The 18,355-nt window shown below is 65.0% G+C and carries 15 protein-coding genes; 3 read left to right on the top strand and 12 right to left on the bottom strand.

The genetic code is table 11. The features are described 5' to 3' along the window. Window positions 1-84: 84 nt before the first annotated feature. Window positions 85-921, bottom strand: coding sequence for an amino acid ABC transporter permease (locus CXQ81_RS01690; RefSeq protein ID WP_101336318.1), 837 nt, complete (start codon window positions 919-921; stop codon window positions 85-87). Next, window positions 918-1,739 (bottom strand): ABC transporter substrate-binding protein, encoded by an 822-nt coding sequence (locus CXQ81_RS01685; protein WP_101336317.1) that lies wholly within the window; start codon window positions 1,737-1,739, stop codon window positions 918-920. Before CXQ81_RS01685 ends, CXQ81_RS01690 begins: the two co-directional genes overlap by 4 nt. A gap of 111 nt (window positions 1,740-1,850) precedes the next feature. Here CXQ81_RS01685 and CXQ81_RS01680 point away from each other — a divergent pair, with 111 nt between their 5' ends. After that, a complete protein-coding gene (locus CXQ81_RS01680; RefSeq protein WP_101336316.1) occupies window positions 1,851-2,750 on the top strand; it encodes a homocysteine S-methyltransferase family protein in 900 nt (299 codons plus the stop codon). A 436-nt stretch (window positions 2,751-3,186) separates the two neighbouring features. Here the strand turns inward: CXQ81_RS01680 and CXQ81_RS01675 are convergent, their stop codons facing one another. From CXQ81_RS01675 to CXQ81_RS01665, 3 genes are read right to left on the bottom strand one after another with little or no spacing between them, the layout of a single operon-like run. Continuing rightward, window positions 3,187-3,858 (bottom strand): GNAT family N-acetyltransferase, encoded by a 672-nt coding sequence (locus tag CXQ81_RS01675; protein ID WP_085532737.1) that lies wholly within the window; start codon window positions 3,856-3,858, stop codon window positions 3,187-3,189. A gap of 17 nt (window positions 3,859-3,875) precedes the next feature. Then, a complete protein-coding gene (locus tag CXQ81_RS01670; protein ID WP_007927568.1) occupies window positions 3,876-4,322 on the bottom strand; it encodes a GNAT family N-acetyltransferase in 447 nt (148 codons plus the stop codon). After that, window positions 4,319-4,954, bottom strand: a complete 636-nt coding sequence (locus CXQ81_RS01665) for an FMN-binding negative transcriptional regulator (protein WP_101336315.1) — start codon at window positions 4,952-4,954, stop codon at window positions 4,319-4,321. Before CXQ81_RS01665 ends, CXQ81_RS01670 begins: the two co-directional genes overlap by 4 nt. Before the next feature lie 120 nt (window positions 4,955-5,074). Between CXQ81_RS01665 and CXQ81_RS01660 the strand changes: the two genes are divergently transcribed. Continuing rightward, the gene (locus CXQ81_RS01660; protein WP_101336314.1) at window positions 5,075-6,637 is read left to right on the top strand and encodes a PLP-dependent aminotransferase family protein; all 1,563 of its coding nucleotides are present in this window, start codon (window positions 5,075-5,077) and stop codon (window positions 6,635-6,637) included. Between the two features lie 39 nt (window positions 6,638-6,676). Then, window positions 6,677-7,888, top strand: a complete 1,212-nt coding sequence (locus tag CXQ81_RS01655) for a YeeE/YedE family protein (protein ID WP_101336313.1) — start codon at window positions 6,677-6,679, stop codon at window positions 7,886-7,888. A 107-nt stretch (window positions 7,889-7,995) separates the two neighbouring features. On the opposite strand, the gene CXQ81_RS01650 is transcribed toward CXQ81_RS01655, so the two are convergent. From CXQ81_RS01650 to CXQ81_RS01620, 7 genes are all read right to left on the bottom strand, one after another. Next, window positions 7,996-9,096 carry a polyamine ABC transporter substrate-binding protein gene (locus CXQ81_RS01650; protein ID WP_101336312.1) on the bottom strand — a complete coding sequence of 367 codons (1,101 nt, stop codon included), beginning with the start codon at window positions 9,094-9,096 and terminating at the stop codon, window positions 7,996-7,998. Window positions 9,097-9,110: 14 nt separating this feature from the next. Further along, the gene (locus tag CXQ81_RS01645) at window positions 9,111-10,142 is read right to left on the bottom strand and encodes a histone deacetylase family protein (protein WP_101336311.1); all 1,032 of its coding nucleotides are present in this window, start codon (window positions 10,140-10,142) and stop codon (window positions 9,111-9,113) included. A 161-nt stretch (window positions 10,143-10,303) separates the two neighbouring features. Continuing rightward, a complete protein-coding gene (locus tag CXQ81_RS01640; RefSeq protein ID WP_101336310.1) occupies window positions 10,304-12,223 on the bottom strand; it encodes an ankyrin repeat domain-containing protein in 1,920 nt (639 codons plus the stop codon). 71 nt (window positions 12,224-12,294) lie between these two features. Further along, window positions 12,295-13,287, bottom strand: a complete 993-nt coding sequence (locus CXQ81_RS01635) for an AraC family transcriptional regulator (protein WP_101336309.1) — start codon at window positions 13,285-13,287, stop codon at window positions 12,295-12,297. Window positions 13,288-13,487: 200 nt separating this feature from the next. Further along, a complete protein-coding gene (locus CXQ81_RS01630; protein WP_101336308.1) occupies window positions 13,488-14,492 on the bottom strand; it encodes an asparaginase in 1,005 nt (334 codons plus the stop codon). A 99-nt stretch (window positions 14,493-14,591) separates the two neighbouring features. Next, complete coding sequence (locus CXQ81_RS01625) at window positions 14,592-16,037, bottom strand: sodium:alanine symporter family protein (protein WP_101336307.1); 1,446 nt, start codon at window positions 16,035-16,037, stop codon at window positions 14,592-14,594. A gap of 529 nt (window positions 16,038-16,566) precedes the next feature. After that, window positions 16,567-17,796 carry a hypothetical protein gene (locus tag CXQ81_RS01620; RefSeq protein ID WP_101336306.1) on the bottom strand — a complete coding sequence of 410 codons (1,230 nt, stop codon included), beginning with the start codon at window positions 17,794-17,796 and terminating at the stop codon, window positions 16,567-16,569. Window positions 17,797-18,355 lie beyond the last annotated feature (559 nt).

The following is an 18,355-nucleotide window of genomic DNA, read 5'->3' as shown; positions in this document are numbered from 1 at the left end:
AGTCGCGCCCGCTCGCTGCTCAGTGATCTCGAGCGCCTGGAAAAGGGGCCGGGTACGCCCGAACCCTCGGCACCTCACTGAGCCTCAGTCGCGCTGGGCGTAAGCCTTGCCGTAATGCCTTTCCATCCGCGCCTGGATCAGTTCCAGGCCGATCGACAGCAACCAGTAGATGATCGCCGCGGTGCTGAGCATTTCGATGTAGCGGTAGCTGGAGCGGCCGTAGGACTGGGCCAGGAACATCACTTCCCAGACGCCCATCACCGAGATCAGCGACGAGTCCTTGAGCATCGAGATGAACTGGTTGGTGGCCGGCGGGATGATGGTGCGCATGGCCTGGGGCAGGGTCACCTGCCAGAAGATCACGCTGTCACTCATGCCCAGGGCCAGGGCCGCCTGGCGTTGGCCGTGGGGCACGCCGAGGATGCCGGCGCGGAAGATTTCGCTGAGGTAGGCGCCGTAGTTCAGCGACAGGGCGATGATCCCCGCGGCGATGGCGCCCGGCACCACGCCCAGTTGCGGCAGGCCGAGGTAGATCAGCAGGATCTGGATCAGCAGCGGCGTGCCGCGAAAGAACGAGGCGTAGAAGCTGGCGATGCCAAAGGCCACGGCGCTTTTCGACAACCGGGCCAGCGCGGTGACGAAGCCCAGCAGCGACGACAGCACGATCGAGCAGAGGCAGAGGAACAGGGTCAGCGCCGCGCCTTGCAGAAACCCGCTGGGGGCCAGGGTCAGGCCGAGCAGGTTGGGCAGCTTGTCGAGGATGATCGAGAACTTCAGGTCGAAGCTCAGGAAGAAACTGGCGAACAGGCCGAACAGCACCGCCCAGGTCAGGTATAGGCGGGCGCGGAAACCGAAGAGGCGTTTGACCCGTGGCCCGGCCAGCGCTTGCGGTGGCCGGGGCGGTTGCGAAAGAGAAGTCATTGGCTGATGTCGGCGCCGATCCATTTCTGCGAGAGCTTGCTCAGGGTGCCGTCCTGCTTCAGCTGGGCGAACACTTCACGGACCTTGGCATGCCACTGGGCGTCGCCTTTTTCGATGGCCACCGAGTTGGGTTCGGCGTACAGCGGCTCGCCGGCGAGCTTGAAACGCGGGTCCTGGGCCAGGCGCGGCTGGGCCGTTACCAGGTTGGTGAGGATCGCGTCCAGGCGCACGCCAGCGCCCAGGCCGAGGTCCTGGAAGGCCACGTTGTCGGTGTCGTACGGGGCGATCTGCACGTTGTCGAACGGGTACTGCAACCGGGTGTCCTCGGCACCCTCGATCACCAGGTTCTTGTTCAGGTAGCTCTCGTAGCTGGAAGCGCTGGTCAGGCCGACCTTCTTGTCGCTCAGGTCCTTGGCGCCGTGGATACGATCGTCCTTGGCGTTGACTACGATCACCGCTGGCGAGGTGTAGTACTGCACCGGAAAGTCGAAGACTTCGGCGCGGGCCTTGCTCGGGGTCATGGAGCAGATGCAGATGTCGTAGCGGCCGCTCCAGCGGCCGGCGGCGATCACGTCCCAGGACGGCGTTTCCAGGCGCAGCTTCACCCCCAGTTTGTCGGCCACGGCCTTGGCCACGTCGACGTCGAAGCCATCGAGCTGGTTCTGATCGTTGAGGAAGGAGAAGGGCGGGTAGCTTTCCATCAGCACGCCGACCAACTCTTTTTTCTGTTCGATACGGTCCAGCGTGGCACCGGCAAAAGCCTGGCTGGAGGCAGCGAGAATCGTCAGGCCCAGGGCCAGCAGCGGTTTGAATTTCATTGGAATCCCGGGCAGAAAAAAGGTTGTTATTAACTGAATGGTGCGTATTAAATAGTTATAAGAGCGACTCAGATAGTGAGTTATTTTCATAAGCATATGAGTAAAGAGCATATGGGCACAGGCAGCAGGGTAATTCTGGATGGCGGCATGGGTCGTGAACTGCAACGCCGCGGGGCGCCGTTCAGGCAGCCCGAGTGGTCGGCGCTGGCCCTGAGCGAAGCGCCGCAGGCAGTGGAAGCGGTGCATGCGGCTTATATCGAGAGCGGTGCCAACGTCATCACCAGCAACAGCTACGCGGTGGTGCCGTTCCACATCGGCGAAGCGCGTTTTGCCGCCGAAGGCCAGGCGCTGGCGGCCTTGGCCGGTGAACTGGCGCGGCGCGCGGTCCAGGCTTCCGGCAAGCCGGTGCGGGTAGCCGGTTCGCTGCCGCCGCTGTTCGGCTCCTATCGCCCGGACCTGTTCGAGGCCGATCGCGCCGCCGAGTTGCTGGCGCCGCTGGTCAACGGCCTGGCTCCGCATGTCGACCTGTGGCTGGCGGAAACCCAGAGCTCCACGGTCGAGGCACGGGCGATCCATGCCGGCCTGCCCAAGGACGGCAAACCCTTCTGGCTATCGTTCACCTTGCACGATGAGAACCCTGACCAGGTGCCACGCCTGCGCTCCGGCGAGCCGGTGGCGGACGCGGCGGCGGTGGCCGCCGAGCTGGGGGTGGAAACCCTGCTGTTCAATTGCAGCCAGCCGGAAGTGATAGGCGCGGCGATCGACGCGGCGCGGGTAACCTTCGAGCGGCTGGGGGTGAAGATCCATATCGGCGCCTATGCCAACGCCTTCCCGCCGCAACCGAAAGAAGCCACGGCCAACGATGGCCTCGACCCGCTGCGCGACGACCTCGACCCGCCGGGTTACCTGCAATGGGCGGCCGACTGGCGGCAACGCGGCGCCAGCCACCTGGGCGGTTGCTGCGGTATCGGGCCGGAGCACATTGCGGTGCTGGCGCAGCAGCTGGCCTAAACCGTGCGACTCCTATATCCCGACCACGCTCGATGCTCTATGTAGCCGCTGCCGAAGGCTGCGATCGAGCGGCACGCTCGCGGGGATCCTGCAACCGCCAAAGACCCTGCGGGTCTATCGCAGGCTGCGCCAGCGGCTACAAGGGCAATGCCGGGCACGATAATGCAGCCGTGCTCATGCTTTGTGTAGCCGTTGCCGAAGGCTGCGATCGAGCGGCACGCTCGGCGGGGATCTTGCTGGCGCCAAAGACCCTGCGGGTCTATCGCAGGCTGCGCCAGCGGCTACAGGGGCAGTGCCGGGCACGATAATGGAGCCGTGTTCCATGCTTTGTGTAGCCGCTGCCGAAGGCTGCGATCGAGCGGCACGCTCGCGGGGATCCTGCAACCGCCAAAGACCCTGCGGGTCTATTGCAGGCTGCGCCAGCGGCTACAGCGGTTTACCCCCGGCACTCCGCCAACCCCTTCAACTGCCCCGAGCCGCTCTGGTTGTCCTCGCTCAACCAGCGCTCGAACCCGGCGCCGACCTTCGGCCACTCGGAATCGAGGATCGAATACCAGGCGGTATCGCGGTTCTGGCCCTTGACCACCATGTGCTGGCGGAACACCCCTTCGAAACTGAAACCCAGGCGCTCGGCCGCATAACGCGAGCGGGCGTTGGCGTTGTTGCACTTCCACTCCAGGCGGCGATAACCGAGGGCGAAGGCTTCCTTGGCCAGCAGGTACACCGCTTCGGTGCTCTTGGGCGAGCGTTGCATGGGCGCGCCGAAGGTGACGTGGCCGATCTCGATGCGGCCCTGGGCCGGGACGATCGACATCAGGCTGAGCAGGCCCTGCACCTGGCCGCTGGCCCGGTCGACCACGCTGAAGAAATACGGGTCGCTGTTGGCCGCATGGTTGTTCAGCCAGTCATTGAAGGCGCTGCGCTCGGTAAAGGGCCCGTAGGGCAGGTAGTCCCACAGCTTGGGGTCGGCGCCCGGGCCCTGGAAGGCGTGCCACAGGTCGTCGGCGTGGCGCGCCGGGTCGAGTTTTTCCAGGCGGATAAAGCGCCCTTCGAGCAGGGTGGTGGACGGCGGCGGTACGCCTTTCCAATCGGCGAGTGAGGTCGGCATGGGTTCTCCTTGAACGCTTAAAGGGCTTTGCGAAATTGAATGAAACCCGGGCGTTCAGCGATCCGCTCGTAGAGCTGGATGGCAGTGGCGTTGGTTTCGTGGGTCAGCCAGTGGACCTTGCAGCAGCCGTCGGCCTTGGCGGTGGCGTAGACGAATTCGATCAGTTGGCGACCGACGCCGGTGCCGCGTTGCTCCGGGACCACCAGCAAGTCCTGCAGGTAGCAGGAGTTCTCGATGCTCCAGTTGGAGCGATGGTAGATGAAATGCACCATGCCCACCGCCTGCTCGCCGTCCCAGGCCAGGGCGGCATGGGTCGGCTCGGCGGGATCGAGGAAGCGCTGCCAGGTGCTGCGGGTGACCGCGTCGGCCAGCTCGGTCTCGTAGAAACGCAGGTAGGCCTGCCACAGCGGCAGCCAGGCTGCGTGGTCAGCGGCGGTGACGGGACGAATCTGGATCTGGCTCATGGCTGCTCCTGGCGCATCAGTTGGGAAATGCTCTGGTCATGGGGATCGGCGCTGGCGGCCAACCCTTCGCGCACGCCGGCGATGTCGGTGGCGGTGCGGTTCTGGCTGAGTTTGCGCTTGCCCTCCAGGCGCTGGATCGGCAGGGCGAAGCCGACGATGGCGCGCAGCATGCTGTCCATGAACTCGGCGGGGGCGTCCTCGAATTTCCAGGGGCTGGCGCGGCCGGCTTCATGCTGGTCGGTCAGGGCGCTGACCACTTCGCGGATGCGCTGCGGATCGTGGAACACCTCGGCCACGCCGTAGGCATGCACGCTCACGTAGTTCCAGGTCGGCACCACTTTGCCGTGCTCGGCCTTGCTCGGGTACAGCGACGGGCTGACGTAGGCTTCGGCGCCCTGGAAGATCAGCAGCGCCTCGGCGCCGCTGGCCAGTTCCTGCCATTGCGGGTTGGCCCTGGCCAGGTGGCCGTAGAGGGTGCCGTACGGGCCCTGGTCCGGGGTGAACGACAGCGGCAGGTGATTGGCCTGCAGGCCGCGCTCCCCGTAGGTCACCAGGGTGGCAAGGCGGGTTTCCCCGATCAGCTGGTGCAGGGTAGGCAGGTCTTCTTCGGCGAAAGCGCGGGGTAGGTACATGGAAAAATATCCTTGGCGAATGGCTGCATCCTAGGCAGGCTATTGGTCTGTTGTAAGAGCCATCTTCAGTCATTTTCATAGGTCCATTGGCGGGTCCATTCAGCCGGCCGGGGGGAGTCCATGAACAGCCCGACATTGCCGCTTTCCTTCAACCCCGCCGGTATCGAGCTGGACCGCGGCCAGGGGCTCAGCCGCCAGCTGTACCAGGCGCTGCGCCAGCGGGTGCTGGACGGCCGGCTGGCCAGCGGCACGCGCCTGCCGGCCAGCCGCGACCTGGCGGCGGCCCTGGAGATTTCCCGCAACAGCGTGGTGCGCGCCTATGACCAGCTGTACGCCGAAGGTTTTATCGAAGGCCGGGTGGGCGATGGCACCTACGTGGCGCAATTGCCCGAGAGCCGGCTACCGATCAAAAAGTCGGCGAGAAATTTATCCACAAAAGTATCCACAGGGTTATCACCAGGCTTACCCACAGGGTTATCCACAAAATGCCTGGATTTGCCTGGGATTACATCCAGTAAAGTTATCCACAGCGAGGCGTTGGAGCGGGTCGAACAGCACCATTTGGCGACTCCGCAAAGCGGTCCGCCACGGGCTTTTCGGGTGGGGATTCCGGCCTTCGATCTGTTTCCGTTCGAGGTCTGGGCCAAGCTGAATGCGGCTTTCTGGCGCAAACCGGATCTGGGCCAGCTGTGTTATGGCGATTCGGCCGGTGAGGAGCGCCTGCGCGGATTGATCGCCGCCTACTTGCGCAGTTCGCGCGGCATGCAATGCAGCGCTGAACAAATTGTGATCACCAGTGGTGCACAACAGGGCATAAGCCTTTGTGCACAGTTGCTGGTGAACCCTGGCGACGGGGTGGCGGTGGAAAACCCCGGCTATCGGGCGGCGGGGCATGCCTTCGCGATTGCCGGCGCGCGCCTGCACGGGGTGGCGGTGGATAACGAGGGCTTCGACTGCGGGGCGCTGGCAGCCCTGAGCGATTGCCGACTGGTCTACGTTACGCCGTCCCATCAGTACCCCACCGGGGTCACCCTGAGCCTGGCCCGGCGCCTGGAACTGCTGGCCTGGGCCGAGCGCAGCAACGGCTGGATCGTCGAGGACGACTATGACGGCGAGTACCGCTACAGCGGCGCGCCGCTGGCCCCCCTGGCGGCGCTCGACCGGCAGGGCCGGGTGCTGTACGTCGGCACTTTCGGCAAGGTCGCGTTCCCGGCCTTGCGCCTGGGTTACCTGGTGCTGCCGCCGGCGCTGGTGCAACCCTTCGCTCAGCGCCGGGCGCTGGATGTGCGCCATTCCGAGGTCAGCACCCAGGCGGTGATGGCCGAGTTCATGGCCGCCGGGCATTTCCAGCGGCATATCCGGCGCATGCGCCGCGCCGCCCTGAGTCGGCGCAATGCCTTGCTGGCCGGCTGGCCTGTGGATATCCCCGGGGTGGGCAAGGTGCCGAACGTGGCGGCGGGCCTGCACCTGACGATCCCGGTGCAGAGCCTGGCGCGGGAGCGCGAACTGGTGGAAAAGGCCGCCGCCGTGGATGTCGAGATCAACGGCCTGAGCAACTACTGGCTGCCGGACTCGCCCCAGCCGGCGGACCAGCGCGCTGGCCTGGTGCTGGGCTTCGCCGCGGTGCCCGAGGCCGATATCGCCTGTGCCCTGGAGCGTCTGCGCCGGGCCTGGGGCGTGTGACGGCTATACTCGCGGCCATTGTCTTTGTCGAGAACCCTTATGAGCCTGACTCTTTCCGCGACGCCCGAACGCAAGTTCGGCGCGCCCTTGTTCGCTTTGATCGTGCTGCTGGCCGGCGCTGTATTCCTGCAGGCCCAGGTCGGCTCGCGCCAGGTGTGGCTGTTGCTGCTGGGCGCGGCCCTGGGCCTGACTCTGTATCACGCCGCCTTCGGTTTCACTTCGGCCTGGCGGGTGTTTATCCGCGATCGTCGCGGCGCCGGCCTGCGGGCGCAGATGGTCATGCTGGCGCTGGCGGTGCTGCTGTTCTTCCCGGCCCTGGGCGCGGGCAGCCTGTTCGGTTCGCCGGTCACGGGGCTGGTGGCGCCGGCCGGGGTCTCGGTGATTGTCGGTGCGTTCATCTTCGGCATCGGCATGCAGCTGGGCGGCGGTTGCGCGTCCGGCACGCTGTTTACCGTGGGCGGCGGTAACGCGCGGATGCTGGTGACCCTGCTGTTTTTCATCTGCGGTTCGCTGATCGCCACCCACCATGTGGACTGGTGGTTCGCCTTGCCGTCGCTGCCGCCGGTGTCCATCGTGCAGCGCTTCGGCGTGGCGCCGGCATTGGGGCTCAGCCTCGGTCTGTTCGCCCTGATCGCCCTGGTTACGGTACGCCTTGAGAAGAGCCGCCACGGCACGCTGGAAGCGCCGGTCGACAGCGCGCACCAGGGCTGGCGCCGCCTGCTGCGCGGGCCCTGGCCGCTGGTGTGGGGCGCGGTCGCCCTGGCCCTGTTGAACTTCGCCACCCTGGCCCTGGCCGGACGGCCCTGGGGCATCACCTCGGCGTTTGCCCTGTGGGGCGCCAAGGTCGCCAGCGGGCTGGGGGTGGATGTCGGCAGCTGGGTGTTCTGGCAGGGCGCGGCGAACGCCAAGGCCCTGGCCGCGCCGGTGTGGCAGGACATCACCAGCGTGATGGATATCGGCATCGTCTTCGGCGCCTTGCTGGCGGCGGGCCTGGCCGGGCGTTTCGCGCCAAGCCTGAAGATTCCCGCGCGCTCGCTGGTGGCGGCGGTGATTGGTGGTTTGCTGCTGGGATACGGTGCGCGCCTGGCCTACGGCTGCAACATCGGCGCCTACTTCAGCGGTATCGCCTCCGGCAGCCTGCACGGCTGGCTGTGGCTGGTAGCGGCCTTTATCGGCAACGGCGTGGGCGTGCGCCTGCGGCCGTGGTTCTTTGCCGAGGAGCGTCAGTCGCAAGGGCTGACGGGCTGCTGAGCTTCCGTAGGCGCGAGGCTTGCCCGCGATGAACGATAACGCGGTGTAGCCGATACACTGCGGCGCCCCTGTCGCGGGCAAGCCTCGCTCCTACGGACGCCGGGTAATCAGGTCCCGGCCTTGATCTTGGTCCAGGCCCGGGTCCGCGCCCGTTCCGCGTCCCGTGGCAGCGGCCGCAAGGTGTACAGCGTGCTCATCGCCGCGTCGGTCGGGTACAGGTTGGGGTTGTTGCGGATCGACGGATCGACCTGCTCGGTGGCGTCCCTGTTCGGGTTCGGGTAGCCGACGAAGTCGCTGACCGGGGCGATCACCTTGGGTTGCAGCAGGTAGTTGATGAAGCGGTAGGCATCGTCCGGGTTCTTCGCGCCTTTGGGGATCGCCAGCATGTCGAACCAGATCGGCGCCCCTTCCTTGGGCAGGCGCATGTCTACTACCACGCCGTTCTTGGCTTCCTTGGCGCGGTTGGCGGCCTGGGAGAAGCTGCCGGAATACCCCACCGCCACGCAGATGTCGCCATTGGCGATGTCGGCCATGTACTTGGACGAGTGGAAGTAGGTGACGTAGGGGCGGATCTTCAGCAGCAGCGCTTCGGCCTTGGCGTAGTCCGCCGGCTGCTTGCTGTTGGGGTCCAGGCCCAGGTGCTGCAGGGCCAGCGGCAGGATCTCCGACGGCGAGTCGAGCAGGGCCACGCCGCACTGCTTGAGCTTGCTGATGTTCTCTTCCTTGAAGATCAGGTCCCAGCTGTCCACCGGCGCGTTCTCGCCGAGGGCGGCCTTGACCTTGGCTGGGTTGAAGCCGATCAGGATGGTGCCGTACATGTAGGGCACGGCGAACTTATTGCCCGGGTCGTTGGCCTCGATCAGCTGCATCAGCTTGGGATCGAGGTGGTTCCAGTTCGGTAGCTTGCTGCGGTCCAGCGGTTGGAACACCCCGGCCTCGATCTGCTTGGCGAGGAACACGTTGGACGGCACCACCACGTCGTAGCCGGAGTTGCCGGTCAGCAGCTTGGCTTCCAGCGCCTCGTTGGTGTCGAAGATGTCGTAGATCAGCTTGACCTGGCTGTTCTCGGCCTTGAAGTCTTCCAGGGCCTTGGGGGTGATGTAGTCGAACCAGTTGTAGACGCGCAGGGTGCGTTCTTCTGCCTGTGCGGCACCGCCCAGCAGCGCCGCGCAGAGCGCGGGCGCAATGTAGCTTTTGAGCCTGTTCATGTGGCGGGTTTCCTTCACTGGGCGCTTTGAAAGCCTTCGAGAACGTTGACGGCGTTGATGCCGATTTCCTCCACCGCGTAGCCGCCTTCCATGACGAACAGCGTCGGCGTGCCCAGGGCGGCGATGCGTTGCCCCATGGCCAGGTAGTCCGGGCTGTCGAGCTTGAACTGCGAGATCGGGTCGTCCTTGAAGGTGTCCACGCCCAGCGATACGACCACTATGTCGGCGCCATAACGGCGGATTTCCTCGCAGGCCTGTTCCAGCGCCGCGCTCCAGCTGTCCCAGCCGCTGCCGGCGGGCAGCGGGTAGTTGAAGTTGAAGCCAACGCCTGCGCCTTCGCCCAGCTCGTCCGCGTAACCCAGGAAGAACGGGAATTCGGCTTCCGGGTGGCCGTGGATCGAGGTGAACAGCACGTCGTTGCGTTCGTAGAAAATCGACTGGGTGCCGTTGCCGTGGTGGTAGTCGACGTCGAGGATCGCGACCTTCTTGTGGCCCTGGTCAAGGAAGGCCTGGGCGGCGATGGCCGCGTTGTTCAGGTAGCAGTAGCCGCCCATCAGGTCGCCGGCGGCATGGTGTCCCGGTGGCCGGCACAGGGCGAAGGCACTGCGCGCGCCGCGCTGGATCACCGCCTGGGCGGTCAGGGCGACTTGCGCGGCGCTGTAGGCCGCCTGCCAGGTGCCGGCGGTGATCGGCGCGCCGCCGTCGAAGCTGTAGTAGCCAAGCTGGCCGTGCAGGCTGGTGGGGATCACGCTGCGCAGGGTGCGCGCCGGCCAGGTGTAGGGCAGCAGGTCGCCGTCGATGCCCTGGGCCGCCCAGCGCTCCCAGGCGCCCTTGAAGAAGTCCAGGTAGGCGCGGCTGTGGATGCGTTCGATGGGCCCCAGGCCGAAGTCCCTGGGCGCCTCGACCGGGCCCAGGTTGCGATACTTCACGCGGTCCAGCACGTGGTCGGCGCGCGACGGCATTTCGAAGCAGGGCATCAGTTGCCCGTCGATCAGTTCGCAGCGGCCGTGGTGCAGGTGGTGATCGTCCGAGTAGATCGTCAGCATTTGTTGTTCTCCGCAGGCTGGTTCGGTGCTCACAGTCTTGCGGCGCCGGGGCTTTTGGAGAACGGCAGGAGCGGCCAAAAGGGGATCGATATGGCCAAAACCTGTGTCCGCAATTCGCCCCTTGAAACAGCACGGCGCCCCATTGCGGGGCGCCAGCGGGGTCAGCTTGCGGGCGGCGCTTGATCGAAGCGCTGCAGCACCTGGAGCATGTCCTCGCGTTTTTTCCGGGTGAGGATACCCAGCAGCAGGGCGCGGCCGTTTTTCTCGCAGCGCTGGCCGGCATTCGGATCGGCGCCTTTCTCCAGCAGCAGGGTGAACATGTCCAGGGTCTCCTGCTGGCTGACAGTGGGGGACTTGTCGTCGGCGGAGGTCTTGTCGGCGACGAACGTCAGCAGGCTCTGGCCGCCGGGTTGCTGGTTGGAGCAGGTGCCGCGACCGTAGTTCAGGTTGAGATTGGCACCGGCTTCGATCAGTTGCCTCATTGCCGCGTAGTTGTTGCCCCAGAACGCCCGGTACAGTGCGGTTTCGTTGTCATCCACGGTCCGCAGTTCGAGGTTCTGCGGGTGTTGCAGCAGCCAGGTGAAGCCTTCGAGGTTGCGCTTCTGCTCGGCCAGTTGCATCAGCGGGGTGTAGCCCCGGCTGTTTTGCTCGTCGATGGCGACGCCGGCTTCCAGCAGGAACTTCAGGCGCCCGCCCTGGTTCAGGTCAGGGCTGTCCTTGAGGTCGCGCTCCATGGCCTGCAGGCCCAGGGTGGTCCATTTGTACTGGCCGCTGGTATGGGCGCCGTGGGCCAGCAGCAGTCGGGCGATCTCCAGGTTTGGCGCGTCCAGGGCGTGCAGCAGGGCACTGCGCCCGTCGTCGGCCATGACTTCGCCACTGACGCCACCGGCCAGCAAGCGCCGGACCTCGGCCGCGTCGCCGGCATCCACGGCGGCCACCAGCGGCCAGAAGCCCTGGCACGCCTGCGGGTTGGCGGACTTCAGGCCCAGGCGCTGCAATACGCGCGGCGGCACGCTCAACTGGCGTTGCAGGCGCAGGCCGCAATACAGCCGATAGCGTTCGATGGCGCGGCCCTGGTGGATGTTGTCCAGCGGCCGTTGTTCGAACTGGGCCCAGTCCAGGTCGGCCAGGTTGAGGTAGGTCGGCATGCGCCCGGGTTCCCGGCGCAACACCTCCAACAGCCAGGGGCGGGCGGTTTTCAGCTGGCCGGCCTCGCTGGTCCAGTAGGCGATGTCGTTGAGCAGGCCCGGGTATTCGCTGCGGTCCTGGGCCATGGTGCGAAAGTCATGGGCGGCGAAGAAGTCTTCCACCTGGCGGATGCCCGGCCCCTTGTCCTTGGCTTTGCGCAGTTGCTCGTGGAGTTCGCGGAACTGGGTCCAGACGTCGTCCGCCGTGGCCGCTGGCGCATAGGCATTGAAGGTGATCGGGCCCGTGCCGCTGCTGAAGGGCCGGAACCACGCAGGAAAGCGCTGCAGGGCGTACAACCACTGTTGCTCGATCTCGCTACCGATCGGTTGCAGCGGCGTGAAGTCCATCTGGGTCAGGTCGCGGCGGTGACTGATGGCCAGCATCGGCTGCTGCGGATAGCGCTGGTCGATCAGCAGATAACGCTGGCTGAGCTGCCAGTCCGGGCTGATGCAATTGAAGCTCAAGGGCGTCAGGCTCAGCCCGACTTCGAGCTGATTGCTCGGCGGCCAGTTGTCCGAGACCTGGATCGGGTCGTCCGGCGAGACGCAGGCTCGCAGTTCCTCGGGGCTGAACAGCGGCAAGGGCGGCGACTTGTAGATGCGCTGCTGGTACTGCGCGTCCTGGTAGGCGTTGAGATAAAACAGCCCGCGGTACTGGCTGAGCACGATCCGCGCCGGCAACTGCTCAAGGCCTGGCAGGGGGAACGGCTTGATCTGCAGGGTGGCGGTTTCCGGTTCGTCCAGGACGATGCCGCGGGAGACTTGCCACCATTTGATCTTGGCCAGGTCCAGGTCGAATGCCTGGACGGCGGGGGCGATGGCGAGCATCAGCAGCGCCAGGCCGCTCGCGCAAAAGCGGATGTGCCTGGCAACGATGCCTGTAAAGAAGTTCACGTTTGCAGTCCCTTGCCGGTATGAAAGGCCGGCAATGTAATGCAATCGGCGGTTTTATGCCGGGGTTTGTGTCAGGGCCGGAACTGGCTCGGGGCGACGCCGCTCCAGCGCACGAAGGCATGGCGGAAGCTCGCGGTTTCGCTGAAGCCCAGGGCTTCGGCGATGCGGTAGATCGGCAGGTCGTCCTCGCAGAGCATCTGCTTGGCTCGCTCGAAGCGCAGCTCGTCGAGCAGTTCCTGATAGCTGCACCCCAGGTCCTTGAGGTGCCGGCGCAGGGTGCGGGCCGAGCAGTTCATCTGTTCGGCCAGGCCTTCCAGGCCCGGCGCGGCGTCCAGTTGCGCCGCCAGCAGCTGGCGGATACGCCCCAGCCACGCCTGGCGCCCGGTGAATTCGGTGTTCTGCTTGCGGCAGCGTTCGGCCATGGCCTGGTGGGTGATGGCGTCCGCCAGGGGCAGCGGCTGTTCGAGCCAGCGCCGGTCGAAGGCGAAGGCATTGCAGGTTGCATCGAATTGCAGCGGGCAGTCGAAGCGCTCGGCATAGCGGCGCTGGTAATCGGGGGCGGGGTAGTCGAAGCGGGCACCGCGCAAGGGCAGCGGATGGCCCAGCAGGTCGTCGCAGATGACCTTCATCGACACCAGGCAGAACTCGATATTGAAGGTCGCCAGCGCCGGGTTCTCGCGGTAATCCGCGGCGGTCAGCCAGATCAGCTCGCCGTCCGCTTCCAGGCTCAGCTCGAAAAGTGTTCCCAACAGCGCCGGATAACGCAGCGCCAGGCGCAAAGCGTCACCTAAGGTGGCACTGGTGAGCAGGGCATAACCGAGCATGCCGTAGCTGGAGACGTGCATGCGCCGGCCCAGCTCCAGGCCGATATCCCGTTGCAGGGCCACGGCGTTGGCGCACACCAGCATTTCCTGGTTGGTGGTGATGCGGGTGTCGGCGCGGCTCAGGTCGGCGGCGTTGATGCCGCTGCCGGCCAGCAGCGCGTCGCTGGGCAGCCCTTGGTCCTTGAAGGTGTTGAGCACCAGCGAGACGGCGTTGAGGGTGGTGAGGTGGGAATGCAGCATGTCCGTTTCCAGCTCGGGGGATGCTGAAAACGGAGCAATTTGTATGCCGCGCTACGTTTCTGCAGGAGCGGCCGGTCGACGTTCGATTGCTCGCGATAGCCGCGCAGCGGCGGTCTATCAGCTACACCGCATCATCGTTGACGTCCTTCGCGGGCAAGCCTCGCTCCTACAGGGGAATTCGGCAGGAGCGAGGGGAGGGATCAGCTCAGCTCGCCGCACAGGTCCAGTTCCACCAGGCGCCGCACTTCGGCGCTGTCCAGGCCGGCGCCCAGCAGGGCGTTGAGCTTGCCGAAGGCCGCTTCGCGGGTCATGCCGCCACCTGACAGTACGCCGACGCCGCGCAGGCGGCTGCCGGCCTCGTAGATGTCCAGCTCCACGCCGCCTTCATGGCATTGGGTGATGGCCACGATCACGATGCCCTGTTCCCGGGCGCGTTGCAGGCTGGCCAGGAACTGCGGGTTATCGCTCGGCCCGGTGCCGCTGCCGAAGCACTCCAGCACCAGCGCCTGGATGCCGCTGCCCAGCAGGGCGTCGAGTTGTTCGGCGGCGATCCCCGGCACCAGCGGCAATACGCCGACCCTGGCCAGTTGCTTGGCCTGGCGGTAATCCAGCTGCGCTGGAATCGACGTCGCCTTGGCTGCGCCGCCCTGGCGCTGCAACGCCGCGAACGGATGACGGCCGAAGCTGCGGATTTTCGCGCAGCGGGTCGGCGCCAGCAGTTCACCGTGGAAGTACAGATGCACGCCCGGCGCCAGGCCCTGGCCGAGGGCGACCAGGGCGCCGCCGAGGTTTTCCCAGGCATCGCTGTCGGTCACCCCGGCCGGCAGCATCGAGCCGGTGAACACCACGCGGGCGGGCAGGCCCAGCAGCTGGAAGCTCATGGCCGCGGCGCTGTAGGCCAGGGTGTCGGTGCCGTGCAGGATCAGCACGCTGTCGCAGCCTTGCACGTCGACCGCATCGACCACGGCTTCGCGCAGGCGCTGCCAGTAGGCGGGGGTCATGTTGGCGCTGTCGATCAGTGGCGCCATCTCGCGAAAGCGCCAGTCGGGCACCACCAGCTCGGGCTGGCTGTGCAGGTAGTCGCGCATCCGCGCCTCGAAACCCGAGGCCGGGGCCAGGCCGTGGGCGCTGGCCTGCATGCCGATGGTGCCGCCGGTGTAGAGCACCATGACGTTCTGCGCGGCAGGATAGGTGTTGGCATTCATTGGGGAGTCTCCGGAACGATGACAGCGTGCGGTCGAGCATGAAGCTGACCGCCGCTTGTGTCACGCCGGGCGCAAGACATGCGCCCGGTTTTTACCCGATCAGCGTTGCGCTGCGGGAATACCTTGCGGCTGAACGTCGGCCTCGGCAGCAACCGACGGGCTGGTCGGCCAGGCCTTCAGGTCCAGGTCCAGATCGGTAAATTTGCTGGAGTCGAACACTGGCTGGCTGACGCCGGCGCGGCGCTGCTCGTCGTAGTCGCGCATCACGCGCAGGCCGACCTTGAACAGCATGGCCAGGGCCACCAGGTTGACGAAGGCCAGGCAGGTCATGGTGATGTCGGCGAAGGCGAACACGGTCGACAGGTCCTGCATCGAACCCCAGACCACCAGCGCCAGCACCAGGCCGCGGAAAGTCATCAGCGCAGTGCGGTTGCGGGTGAGGAACTGCAGGCTGTTCTCGCCCAGGTAGTAGTTGTAGAGGATGCAGGTGAAGACGAACAGCGACAGCGCGACGCTGACGAACATGCGGCCCCAGTCACCGACCACGGCGGCCAGCGAGTTCTGGGTCAGGACGATGCCGTCACCTTCGAAGCCCGGGGTGTAGAAGCCCGACAGCAGGATCAGCAGCGCGGTGCAGGTGCAGATCACGAAGGTGTCGAGGAACACGCTGAAAGCCTGGACCACGCCTTGGGCGCCCGGGTGCTTCACGGCGGCCACGGCGGCGACGTTCGGCGCACTGCCCAGGCCCGCTTCGTTGGCGAATACGCCACGCTTCACGCCCATGACGATGGCGCTGCCGAGCAAGCCGCCGAAGGCCGGGTCGAGACCGAAGGCGCTCTTGAAGATGGTTTCCAGCATGGCTGGGACCTGTTCGATCTGGGTGCCGATCACGTACAGGGTCACGCCGATATAGGCCAGAGTCTTGATCGGTACCAGCAGGTCGGACACCGAGGCGATGCGCTTGATACCGCCGATGAAGGTGATGGCCAGCAGCACCGCCAGGACGATACCGGTGTGTTGTGGGTCGAAGGCAAAGGCGTTCTGCAGCGAGTGGGTCACGGTGTAGGACTGCAGGCCGATGAAGGCGAAGCCGTAGGTGACCAGCAGCAGGATCGAGAACACCACCGCCATGCCTTTGAGCTTCAGGCCGTGCTGGATGTAGTAAGCCGGACCTCCACGGTACAGGCCGTCGCCATCGGCGCGCTTGTAGACCTGGGCCAGGGTACATTCGAAGAAGCTGCTGGACATGCCGACCAGTGCGGTCACCCACATCCAGAACACCGCACCCGGACCACCGAGGGTCACGGCGATGCCGACACCGGCGATGTTGCCTGCACCGACACGGCCGGCAAGGCTGAGCATCAGGGCCTGGAACGAGCTGAGTTGCCCGGCGCTGCCTTTGAGGCTGTCGCGGAACACCGCGAACATGTGGAAGAAATGGCGCAATTGAACGAAACGCGAGCGGATCGTGAAGTAGCTACCGAGCCCGACAATGAGCACGATCAGTACTTTCCCTGAGAGGAAGTCGTTGATGACTTCGAGCATGGAGTATTCCTCGCTGTTTTTTGTAAAGGCAGAAGCTGGGCGGTCCGAAACATCGAGTTACACACCGTCGCGCGGGCAGCACGACAGGTGGGGCGAGTGTTCGTCCCGGTTCCAATTCGCGGGTTGTTATTAGTTCGGGTTTCCCATGGGGTTGAGCCTCGTTACCGACGGCTGTCCATGTGAAGAGGGGGCGCACTATACCGGTGCGCGCGCCCGCCGTCTGCATATAGCGCGTCGAGCCGAGGAACGGCAGGCGGGGAAAGGGGCTGAATCGGTTCTTGCGCAAGCGCCTCGGCACGCTTTATCGCCTCCGTAGGAGCGAAGCTGGCTCGCGATGAACGTCAACGAAAATGCGGTGTGGCTGGCAGAGCGCCGCTTTGCGGCTATCGCGAGCGATCGAGCGTCGACCGGCCGCTCCTACAGAAGATTCCCGTCGCAGACGATACCGGCGACAGCTTTGCGTTTTCGTAGGAGCGAGCCGGTCGACGATCGATTGCCCGCGATGGGGGGCGGCGCGGCCCGGCAGGCCTCAGAAGTAGTAGCCGATATTGACGTTGGTCCGGTAGTACCACTGGTTGCTGCCCACCGAGCTGGTGCTGGTGAAGCCGCTGCCGTTCTCCGCGCCGCCGTAGGGGTTGGCGTTCCGGGCCCAGGTCAGGTCGACCCAGGCCATGATCGGCATGGCCAGGAACTGCGCGCCCACGGTGTACATCTGCGAGTCGTCCCAACCGCTCCGGTCTTTCATCATCCGGCTGTAGTCGTTGTACAGCTTGATCTTCTTCAATTGCCCGAGCTTGGGCGTGTAGATGTCGTAGCCGACGTTGAACGAGGCGATGGTGGCCTTGGAGGCGATCAGGTACGCCGGGGTCAGGCCGTTGCCGCCCATCAGCACCGAATCCTGGCTGACGCCGGTCGGGTTCTGGGGATCGAACTCGTAGCGGATGCCCTGGGTGGTGACGGTCCACGGCCCCTTGCTGATGACCGCGTGCACGCCCGCGGCCCAGTAGTCGCCATCGTCCCTGGTGGTGGCGTTGTAGAGCTGGGCGGTGGCCAGCGAGGCGCCGATCTCGGTCTTCCAGCCATCGCTGTTGAAGGTCCGCGCCACGCGGGCGTTGAATTGGTTGCGCTTCTCGTTGTCCTGGCGCGACTGGGTGAAGGCAATGGCGTTGTTATCGAGGTCGGCGTAACGCCCGACTTCCGGCGAGTAGCGAATATCCGTGGGCAACATGCGCGGGAAGTAGCCGAGCTGCACGTCCCAGTCCTGATCCTTGTAGGTGTATTTGAGGCCCGAGCCTGCGCTCACGCCGTAGCCCATGAAAAACGGGATGTGATAACTCCAGCCGAACTGCGGATAGGGCTCCAGGCCGAAGGGCTTGAACGGCGCCCCCAGTTGCAGGTTGGCGTTGGCGTTGAGCCGGTAGCCGACGAAGCCGCGGTCGATGGAGCGCTTGCCGTCGTCCTGGAACCAGTAGCCGATATCGCTGTAGAGGTTCTTGTAGGTGGCTTGCACATCCAGGCGGAAGGTGTCGAACAGGAACCGGCCGTTATTCTCGGTGGTGTCCCAATGTTCGTCGCGGTAATTGGTGCGCAGCGCGCCGCCGATATCCAGGCTGCTGTCGCCGTCGTCACTGCGCCAGGAAATATGCGGAAAAGGCTTGTTGGCGGCGTTGGCCCGCACGGGGGCGGAAGGAATGGGTTCGACGGCGAAACTTGCGCAACTGACTACCATCAATCCTGCACATAAGACATGACGTTTCATTTTTGACCTCACCTTTAATGCTCGGCGCTACTTGACGATCGGCAACACTTACCCGCTTGCCTGATAAGGCAACTGTGGCGGGAGTGGGTCTTGCCGGATTAAGTGCTGGTTATTGTTGTTTTATCGGTGGAACGCCGTTTGGCCCGTGGATTTACAGGGGGTAGAGCAGGAACTGTGCCAGGCATCCTGCATCTTGGATGTTTATGAAAAGGTTATTGAAAACAATTGTTTATATGGGAAACACAGGCTTCTGTGCAGCCTGTGAAACAGCGGGGAAAGTGGGTAACAAAGTTGCGCGTTATGGGTGCGTCTTTATTGCACGCTGTTAAATAAGCGGGCAGGAAGTTTGTTTTACTGGTGAACAATCAGATGCCTGTCGGTTACAGCGAAAGTTCATTTTTCGCCATAAACCGCGAGCCTAAAAAAGGCCGACATCACTGCCTGTAGCCGCTGCCGAGCCCGCGAGGCGGCGAACGGCACCGCAGGGGCCGCCATCCGGGCGCTGCGGTGTATCAATGGAAGCGCGGTTGGCAGGTTTTGCGGCTGCTGCGCAACCGAT

This window comes from Pseudomonas sp. 09C 129 (genome assembly GCF_002843625.1).
GTDB classification, from domain to species: Bacteria; Pseudomonadota; Gammaproteobacteria; order Pseudomonadales; family Pseudomonadaceae; genus Aquipseudomonas; species Aquipseudomonas chlororaphis.
This window is presented reverse-complemented; position numbering and strand designations above follow the sequence as displayed.